Annotated in this window: 10 protein-coding genes and 1 tRNA gene; 1 reads left to right on the top strand and 10 read right to left on the bottom strand. The window is 47.7% G+C overall.

Annotated features, from left to right (window positions below; genetic code table 11):
• The 4 genes from lgt to AC3ZFK_RS07835 all read right to left on the bottom strand — a co-directional run.
• The coding region (gene lgt, locus AC3ZFK_RS07850) for a prolipoprotein diacylglyceryl transferase (protein ID WP_487507368.1) at window positions 1–735 on the bottom strand (735 nt) is incomplete at its 3' end.
• Window positions 736–739: 4 nt separating this feature from the next.
• Window positions 740–1,939 (bottom strand): class I SAM-dependent rRNA methyltransferase, encoded by a 1,200-nt coding sequence (locus AC3ZFK_RS07845; protein ID WP_487507363.1) that lies wholly within the window; start codon window positions 1,937–1,939, stop codon window positions 740–742.
• A gap of 105 nt (window positions 1,940–2,044) precedes the next feature.
• On the bottom strand, window positions 2,045–2,569 hold the full coding sequence (locus AC3ZFK_RS07840) for a DsrE/DsrF/DrsH-like family protein (RefSeq protein WP_487507362.1): 525 nt from the start codon (window positions 2,567–2,569) through the stop codon (window positions 2,045–2,047).
• Window positions 2,570–2,645: 76 nt separating this feature from the next.
• Window positions 2,646–2,876, bottom strand: a complete 231-nt coding sequence (locus tag AC3ZFK_RS07835) for a sulfurtransferase TusA family protein (protein ID WP_487507361.1) — start codon at window positions 2,874–2,876, stop codon at window positions 2,646–2,648.
• 122 nt (window positions 2,877–2,998) lie between these two features.
• Here AC3ZFK_RS07835 and AC3ZFK_RS07830 point away from each other — a divergent pair, with 122 nt between their 5' ends.
• Complete coding sequence (locus tag AC3ZFK_RS07830) at window positions 2,999–4,465, top strand: beta-barrel assembly-enhancing protease (protein WP_487507360.1); 1,467 nt, start codon at window positions 2,999–3,001, stop codon at window positions 4,463–4,465.
• A gap of 66 nt (window positions 4,466–4,531) precedes the next feature.
• On the opposite strand, the gene AC3ZFK_RS07825 is transcribed toward AC3ZFK_RS07830, so the two are convergent.
• From AC3ZFK_RS07825 to tolB, 6 genes are all read right to left on the bottom strand, one after another.
• A tRNA-Lys gene (locus AC3ZFK_RS07825) sits at window positions 4,532–4,607 on the bottom strand.
• A gap of 54 nt (window positions 4,608–4,661) precedes the next feature.
• The gene (gene queC / locus AC3ZFK_RS07820) at window positions 4,662–5,348 is read right to left on the bottom strand and encodes a 7-cyano-7-deazaguanine synthase QueC (protein WP_487507359.1); all 687 of its coding nucleotides are present in this window, start codon (window positions 5,346–5,348) and stop codon (window positions 4,662–4,664) included.
• Window positions 5,345–5,998 (bottom strand): 7-carboxy-7-deazaguanine synthase QueE, encoded by a 654-nt coding sequence (gene queE / locus AC3ZFK_RS07815; protein ID WP_487507358.1) that lies wholly within the window; start codon window positions 5,996–5,998, stop codon window positions 5,345–5,347. Before queE ends, queC begins: the two co-directional genes overlap by 4 nt.
• Window positions 5,995–6,597: a YbgF trimerization domain-containing protein gene (locus AC3ZFK_RS07810; RefSeq protein WP_487507357.1), complete on the bottom strand. Its 603-nt coding sequence runs from the start codon at window positions 6,595–6,597 to the stop codon at window positions 5,995–5,997. The genes queE and AC3ZFK_RS07810 overlap by 4 nt, the downstream gene beginning before the upstream one ends.
• Window positions 6,598–6,602: 5 nt before the next feature.
• Window positions 6,603–7,172, bottom strand: coding sequence for a peptidoglycan-associated lipoprotein Pal (gene pal, locus AC3ZFK_RS07805; RefSeq protein ID WP_487507356.1), 570 nt, complete (start codon window positions 7,170–7,172; stop codon window positions 6,603–6,605).
• 10 nt (window positions 7,173–7,182) lie between these two features.
• On the bottom strand, window positions 7,183–8,443 hold a 1,261-nt coding region (tolB, locus tag AC3ZFK_RS07800), incomplete at its 5' end, for a Tol-Pal system beta propeller repeat protein TolB (RefSeq protein ID WP_487507355.1).

Genomic DNA, 8,443 nt, shown 5'->3' with positions numbered 1-8,443 from the left:
AACCATCGGCAGGGATAACAGCTGCCCCATCGTCAACCAATCAAATGCAAGATAACCCAGATGTGCATCAGGCTCTCTGGCGAACTCCACCAGAATTCTGAAACTTCCGTAAAAAATGAGGAACATCGCCGAAACAGACATCAATGGTCGCGATCTTCGTGAATAACCCCATAAAATGGCAAACAGCAACACCCCTTCCAGAAGGGCCTCATATAGTTGTGATGGGTGACGCACCAGTAGCAGTTGATCGGTGTAGGGGAAGATCATCCCCCACGGCAGGTCGGTCTCTCGCCCCCAGAGCTCGCCATTGATAAAGTTGCCAATACGCCCCGCCCCCAGCCCAATTGGTACCAGTGGGGCCACAAAATCGGTGACCTGAAAAAATGTTTGCCCAATCTTGCGGCCATACAACCAGACCGCAATCAACACCCCGATCAGACCACCATGAAACGACATTCCGCCCTGCCAAATCTTTAATATATTCAGAGGATCTCGTGTATATGAGGCCAGATCATAGAAAAGAATATAGCCAAATCTCCCCCCGAGAATCACCCCAAGTGCTGCATAGAAAATTAGATCATCCACCTGCTTCCTGGTCCATAAGGAACCCGGCTGTTGCGCTCTATAGGTCCCTAGCCCCCAGGCCGCAAGAAAACCCACCATGTACATAACTCCGTACCAGTGGACTCTTAATGGGCCAAGATCGAAGTATGGCTGTATCTCAGGTGCAATCATCACTCTACCCTGCTGGGAGCACCCTGCCGGTAAAACACTTGATGTACTCAGTCTCTGGAATGGCCGGATGGACAGGGTGGTCCGGCCCCTGGTGTCCCTCTTCCAGAATTGTGAGGTTTCGATCAATATGGCGACTGGACTGCAACAATATACTTTTCAGCTGTGAGCGTTGCAGATGGTGCGAGCATGAGGCACTGACCAGAATTCCATCACGACTCAGCAGGCGCATTGCCAACTCGTTAACTCGACGGTACGCCTGAAGACCATTTTTCTGATCCTTTCTGCGTTTAATAAAAGCCGGCGGATCAACAACCACCAGATCAAACTGCTCTCTGGCGGCACGCAACTCTTTAAGCGCAGCAAACACATCACCATGCAGTGTTGCCATTTTATCAGTAACATCGTTAAGAGCAGCATTACCATGGACATGCTCAAGAGAGCTCTCTGAACTATCTACACAGATAACCTCACTGGCTCCAGCAACTGCGGCCTGCACTCCCCATCCACCGATATAGCTGAAGAGATCGAGCACCCGCTGGCCTTTCACATAAGATTTCATCCGTTGACGATTCATGCGGTGGTCATAGTACCAGCCTGTTTTCTGTCCAGAGATCAGTGGTGCCTCAAACTGTACCCCATTCTCCTTCAGCATCACCAACTCCGGAGCATCCCCAACCACGCACTCGACACCACGCTCCAACCCCTCAACATCACGAGCCGAGGTGTCATTCTTCAGTAGAATAACGGTAGGAGCAACAACCTTCTCCAGTGCTGCTATCAATTGGGTCTTGACTAGCTCCATTCCTGCTGTGGTGATCTGCACCGAGAGCAGATCACCAAAACGGTCAACAACAAGGCCTGGCAGCCCATCCGAATCACCATGCACCAGACGGTAGCATGAATCGGAGAATAGCCTCTCCCTGATGGATAGGGCAATTTTAAGGCGATGGGTAATCAGCGACTGATCCAGCCTGTATGATGGATTTCTACTGATCAGTCTGGCACTAATCAGGGTGTTTGGGTTTATGTAACCATTACCCAATACCTTCCCATTGGAGGCCTGAATCTCTACCTGATCACCAGCCTCAAAACCACTTAGAGGGGTAGCTTTAACGTCAATCTCATTACTGTAGACCCAGACATGCCCACCGCGCAGACGGCGCTCTTCACCCTTTTTTAACTTTAGCGGAGGTAGCTTATTCATATTGATTTGATAACTGCATTAAAAAAGGCGCCCTACTGGACGCCATTCTATCTGGATTCCAGCTTGCGCGGGAATGACGAGGGTTGGATGTAAGCAGAGATTACTTTATAAATAAAGCGTCATTGTATTTGATGCATCACCAGCCTCGTCGAAGAAGGTAGATGCACCTACAAACTCGACACCATCGATGAAGTCACTGTGTTCATAGCCAAACAGCTCAACTGTCATCTGGCAGGCGAGGAATTTAACCTCAAACTCCTGACAGATTTCGCGCAACTCCTCAATGGAGGCAACCCCATGGTTCTTGGTGCTCTGGAGCATCATCTTCGATGCAGCCCACTCAAAACCAGGCATATTATTCATAAAAACATTAGGTAGCTTTGGTGCCCAATCAATTTTACGCAGCCAATCTGGTCCAAAGGGCATCTTCATCGGCATTGAGGGATTGCCTGCAGGAGAGACCCGCAGCTTGCTGGTATCTTTCAACAGCAGGTTAAGGCCGTAGAAGGTGAAAAACATGGAGACCTCTTTGCCCAGTGCAACCGCTGTGCTACCCAAAATAAACGGTGGGTAGGCCCAATCCAGGGTCCCCTTGGTACAGATCATTGCAACTTTTTCAGTTCCAGCCATTGTTCATTCCTCTCGCTATCTATATACAACAGCAGCCAGAGAACTCTCCAGCCGCTTTTTCACTTACAAAACCAGATCAAGACTTCTTGATCATAAACACAAACTTGCCACCCTCTTCACCAGACGACATAAGCTCGTTACCTGTCTGATTACAGAATGCCTCGATATCTTTTACTGAACCCGGATCAGTTGCAACGACACGCAGAACCTGTCCAGCATCCATTGTGTTGATAGTCTTCTTGGTGCGCAAAATTGGTAGTGGGCAGTTCAGTCCTGATGCGTCCAGTTCTTGATCGAAATCAGCCATTCTTTCTCTCCATTCGTCTGTTAAGCTAAAATAAAAAAACCGATTATGCACCAAAACAGCGTTGAGATACATAACCATAACTAAAAAATATGAGACGATACTTATATTACATTGATGGAAGAATGGCAAGGATAAGGACAACTCTTCGCTCCTGCCTGTTGATCTACATCACATTAACTCACCCCCTGAGTGCGGGGGAGATCAGGCTACCATCGCTTGGAGGAGACTACTCGGCATCAATTCTCTCCCCGGAAGAGGAGCATCTTCTGGGGGAATCCTTCATGCGCTCTCTACGTGAACAGATCACCTTCTCCAGCGAACCTCTCATTCAACACTACACCCAGACACTTGGAGAACAGCTTGCAGCACAATCAGAGAACCCATCAAAGAAATTTGAGTTTTTTGTTATCGATAATCCAACTATTAATGCGTTTGCCGGCCCTGATGGAAAAATAGGCATACATACAGGGCTTATTAAAAAGGCAGAGAACGAGGGTGAACTGGCAGCAGTATTGGCCCATGAGATTGCTCACGTTACCCAGCGCCATCTGATGCGGAGACTTGAGAGCCAACAGGACATGTCTCTGCCAACCGTAGCTACAGTTCTTGCAACAGTTATAGCTGCATCTGCAGATCCCCAGGCAGGAGAGGCTGTTGCTGCCACCGCAACTGGCCTCTCAATCCAGAGGCAGATTAATTTTACCCGCAGTAATGAACAAGAAGCAGACCGAGTTGGGATGCAGATTTTACACAGTGCCGGGTACTCTCCATCCAACATGCCATCATTCTTTGAAAGACTGCAACAGGCCAACCGTTATAGCGGAGAGAGCCTGCCTGAATATCTACAGACCCACCCTTTGACACTCTCAAGAATTGCTGATGCAGAGAGTCGTGCTGCACAATTTTCACAACAGAAAAAAATTGATTCTCTTGAGTTCAATCTTATTCGCCAGATTTTGCTGGTTAATGACTTCAATAACCCACAGCATGCCATTCGCCACTATAAAACCGGGCTACAGCAGACAACCGACCCACATACAACTCAATATCAGCAGTTCGGATATGGCATGGCACTACTTAAAGCCGGACAATCTGCCAAGGCGATTAAGCAGCTACTCCCCCTGCTTGAACAGAACCCTGATCACCCAATCCTTATAACTGCCATCGCCCAAGCTTATATAGAGAGTGGCAACATAAGTGACGCACTGAAAACAGTAAAAACTACGCATCAACTCTATCCGTCACACCTGCCTTTAACCTATCTATTCACTGACTTGCTGATATCTTCTGGAGAGTACAATCAGGCAATCAGAGTCCTGGAACAGCGCATTAGCATCACTAGCACTATTCCACAGCTCTATCAAAAACTTGCCATAGCATACGGATCGGCAGATCAACCGGTAAAGTCACATATTGCACAGGCTCAATACCACTTCTTTCTGGGGGAGACAAAAAACGCACTAAGTCAATTGGATTACGCAGAGCGTGCCGCCCGAAAAGGGAGGGGGAACTTCATCCTCTTCTCCGCAATTGATGCACATCGCCTTATTTATGAAGAGAAAGAGGATAGAGAAAAGGGGCAACAATAAAAAGTTATCGTTATGGATTCGCAAAGAAAAAGAGTTATCGATCTCTCGATAACTCCTTGTTTTATATGGTGGGTCGTGAGCGATTCGAACGCTCGACCATCGGCTTAAAAGGCCGGTGCTCTACCAACTGAGCTAACGACCCTCAGTTTGAAGGGGCGCATCATACACATTTCAGGAAAAAAAATCATCTGAAATATCACTCTCCATATCTGGTTGGATCATCTATCCCTGCCTCCATAAAACCCGCACGACGCAACCTGCAGGAGTCACACTCTCCACAAGCCATGCCCCGCTCATCTGCCTGATAACAGGATACCGTCTTCGAATAATCTACACCTAACTCAATTCCAACTCTGATTATTTTAGCCTTGGTCAACTCTATCAGTGGGGCATGAACAGTTACCGGATATCCATCATCACCTGCTTTGGTTGCGAGGTTGGCTGTCTGCTGAAATGACTCAATAAAGGCTGGACGGCAATCAGGGTATCCGGAGTAATCCACAGCATTGACTCCAATAAAGATATCTCTGGCCTCCAACACCTCTGCCCAGCCGAGCGCAAAAGAGAGAAAAAGGAGGTTTCGTGCTGGAACATAGGTAACAGGGATACCGCTCTTCTGACTTGTTGGAATAGCAATGGAATCATCAGTCAGAGCAGAGCCGCCAACCTCTCCCAATCCAATATTGATGACTTTGTGCTCCACTGCACCGCCACTCTCTGCCACCACTCTTGCAGCATCCAGCTCTGAATGGTGTCTCTGCCCGTAATCAAAACTTATGGCATAGCAACTGTATCCCTGAGATTTTGCAAGCGCCAACACTGTAGCAGAGTCAAGGCCACCAGAGACAAGCACAACAGCTCTCTTCTCATCTCTCTTAATCATCGACCTGGCTCATCACCCCAAAGAACTTTATGCAGTTGGATCTGGAAACGTACATGTAGGCTATCATCCAGTATCCATGATGCCAACTCGGAGGGGGCAAGTTTTCCGGCTGCTGGTGAAAAAATCACCTCACATTGCTGCTCCAGTTTATGCTCACGCAGAATCGGCAAAAACCAGTCGTAGTCAGCACGATCAACCATAACTATTTTCAGCTGATCATGATGGGTAAGCTGATCAAGATTACTCCAGAGGTTTTTCTCTTCCTCGCCGGAACCTGGGGTTTTGAGATCTACCACCCTGTTAACCCGATGGTCTACCTCAGAGATATCCAGCATGCCGCCTGTCTCCAGAGAGACCTTGTATCCAGCATCACAGAGCTGTTCCAGAAGCGGATACACCCCCTTTTGCGCCAGTGGCTCACCCCCAGTAACTGTGACGTGATCTACATTGTTGCCTCTTATCTGGCCCATAATGGCAGGAACAGTCATACGCTCCCCACCATGAAAAGCATATTCGGTATCACAATAACTACAGCGCAGTGGACATCCGGTCAGACGAACAAATGTGGTCGGCCAGCCAATAGTACGGCCCTCTCCCTGAAGTGAGAGAAAGATTTCCGTCACTCTGAGGTCTACAGCACTACCGCTCATCTGTTGATTTTTTTCAGCTTATCCGCAGCACGTTTGGCCTGGGCTGAACCAGGGGATTTTTTTACAATACTCTGCAGAATTGATTTGGCCTGAGCATACGCCTTGCTGGCCTCACTCTTGTTGCCATTGATGGTGTGGAGACGGCCAATCCAGTACCAGGAATCACCTGTGTATTCCCCCTTGGGAAATTTCTTGATCAGTCGGTTGAAGGCACTCAATGCCTTTTGGTACTGGATTGATCTAACCAGGGCAAAAGCACTGTTGTATGCATCAATCTCTTTGCTGTCAGATGACCCTGTTATAGATGGGTTGGCCTCAACAACTCTGCTCTTGCCATCTTCAATCTTTTTTATGCGCTGATCGAGATCGATATAACTGTTGCTCTGCTGTCTCTTCAGCAGTTCCATCTGGTGCACCATCTCCTCAACCGCACCATAGTTCTCCTGCAGATCTTTTCTTAGATCCCGCATCTCCATGGTTAGTACAGTCAGGCGACTCATCTGACGTTCCAGTCTGTCAATCCGTTGCTCAACTGAACCCGCTGCAGATACCGCAAAAGATGCTAATCCTGCTACCAGAATCAGGAGATGACGATTCATCTCTCTTACTGAGGATATATCAGTTCAACACGTCTGTTCTGCGCCCAGAACCCCTCTTCAGACCCCTGTTCCAGCGGGGTCTCTTCGCCGTAGCTGATGATCTCAATCTGACCACTTTTAACACCTTCGGCTATCAACAGATCACTCATGGTCTGCGCTCTACTCTCTCCCAGAGCCAGATTATATTCACGGGAACCGCGCTCATCCGCATGACCCTCCAATCTGACCAGCATGACGGGGTTACTGACGAGGTAAGATGCATGTGCCTTGACTACGGTTAGATCTTCACCACTGACGCTACTACTGTCGTAATCAAAGAAAAATAGTCTCTGTGCTGGAGGCTCCAGACCTACCATTACCCCACCTTCAACAGGGGCTATATCACCCTGATAATCAACCGCCTCACCCTCGACAGTTAGGCGTTGAGTCGCTGCACTACCTGCAGTAACCGGATCATTCTGACCAACCTCAATAACTTCTATAGCGCCAACAACCTCTCCATCCAATGGATTGTTAAGACTACTACACCCATTTAAAAACAGCCCAATTAACAGAATAATACCTACACGCTTCATCCATCTACCCCTATCTCAAAAACGGGGACCAGGATGGTTCCCGTACATCTTTTCCTTCCAGGCTAAGCTGCTGAACACCTCCACCATCAACAGATGTCACCTCCAAAACACCCTCCCCATCATTTTGAGTAGCATACACGATCAGGCGGTCATTTGGGGCAAAACTGGGCGATTCATCCTGCCTGTTATCAGATAAAATTCTGACAACTCCACTATTCAGATCCTGCACAGCAATTCTGTAATTTCCGGAATCACCACCAAGCATCACAAGATACCTACCATCTGCTGATAAATCAGGGCTAGTATTGTAATGGCCTTTGTAAGTAAGACGTTGAGCTCGACCACCTTCTTTACCTATCTGATAAATTTGTGGTCGCCCACTCCGATCAGATAGAAAAACTATCCTGTCCCCACTTGCTGACCAGACTGGCTCTGTATCCACAGCCCGATTTTTTGTTATCCGTTTAAGCGTCGAACTACCAATATCAAGAGTGTATATCTCTGAATTACCATCACGAGAGAGGGAGAGAGCCAGTTTGCCTCCATCTGGCGACCATGCAGGAGCACTATTCTTGCCCTCAAAACTGGCTATTTTTGTACGTTCTCCAGTGTATACCCCCTGAATCCAAACTTCTGATCTCCTGTTTTCAAAAGAGACATAGGCAAGTTTCCTGCCGTCTGGCGACCAACTTGGGGAGAGCAGAGGAGCAGATGAGGTCAACATCACCTGCGCATTCTCCCCATCTGCATCAGCAAGCTCAAGGGTATAAATTCGATCTCCATCACCCCTGTTTTTTACTGATATGTAAGCAATATGGGTACTGAAAACTCCACGCACCCCGGTCAACTTTTTGTATACCAGATCACTTACTGCATGGGCTGTCTGTCGAATCTTTTTGTCACCACCATCTCCCAATGAGAAACGGTAAGGCTTCATTAACAATTTTTGTTGATATACATTAATTAATTGAATCTCAAGTTTTGGTTTACCACCAATATTGATCACCCTTCCCGTCAGCAGGGTTGGAACCTCCAACATGCGCCAGTCAGTAAAATTGACATTATCAATATGAGTTGGTTTTGAGATCATCTGCTCTTCTGGCAGTGGCGCAAACTCACCACTAAGACGAAAATCATTAGCCACAATTGCCGATCCAGGAAATGGGGCGATAGCAATAGGGAGGGCTGTCTCGTTACCTCTGGTAATTGTTATCTCCAGGGCTTGAGTAGCCGTAGCAACCATACTCAATAACAGGATAAGCCTAATTTTC

Source organism: Candidatus Thiopontia autotrophica (genome assembly GCF_982804495.1).
The sequence above is the reverse complement of the archived record's forward strand: the minus strand, read 5'-3'. Positions and strand labels throughout refer to the sequence as shown.

Excerpts from the sequence above, each read along its gene's own strand:
- pal (WP_487507356.1), bottom strand. The coding sequence starts at position 7,172 with ATGAAGCGTGTAGGTATTATTCTGTTAATTGGGCTGTTTTTAAATGGG.
- AC3ZFK_RS07835 (WP_487507361.1), bottom strand. The coding sequence starts at position 2,876 with ATGGCTGATTTCGATCAAGAACTGGACGCATCAGGACTGAACTGCCCA.
- queE (WP_487507358.1), bottom strand. The coding sequence starts at position 5,998 with ATGAGCGGTAGTGCTGTAGACCTCAGAGTGACGGAAATCTTTCTCTCA.
- AC3ZFK_RS07840 (WP_487507362.1), bottom strand. The coding sequence starts at position 2,569 with ATGGCTGGAACTGAAAAAGTTGCAATGATCTGTACCAAGGGGACCCTG.
- AC3ZFK_RS07810 (WP_487507357.1), bottom strand. The coding sequence starts at position 6,597 with ATGAATCGTCATCTCCTGATTCTGGTAGCAGGATTAGCATCTTTTGCG.
- AC3ZFK_RS07845 (WP_487507363.1), bottom strand. The coding sequence starts at position 1,939 with ATGAATAAGCTACCTCCGCTAAAGTTAAAAAAGGGTGAAGAGCGCCGT.
- AC3ZFK_RS07830 (WP_487507360.1), top strand. The coding sequence starts at position 2,999 with ATGGCAAGGATAAGGACAACTCTTCGCTCCTGCCTGTTGATCTACATC.
- queC (WP_487507359.1), bottom strand. The coding sequence starts at position 5,348 with ATGATTAAGAGAGATGAGAAGAGAGCTGTTGTGCTTGTCTCTGGTGGC.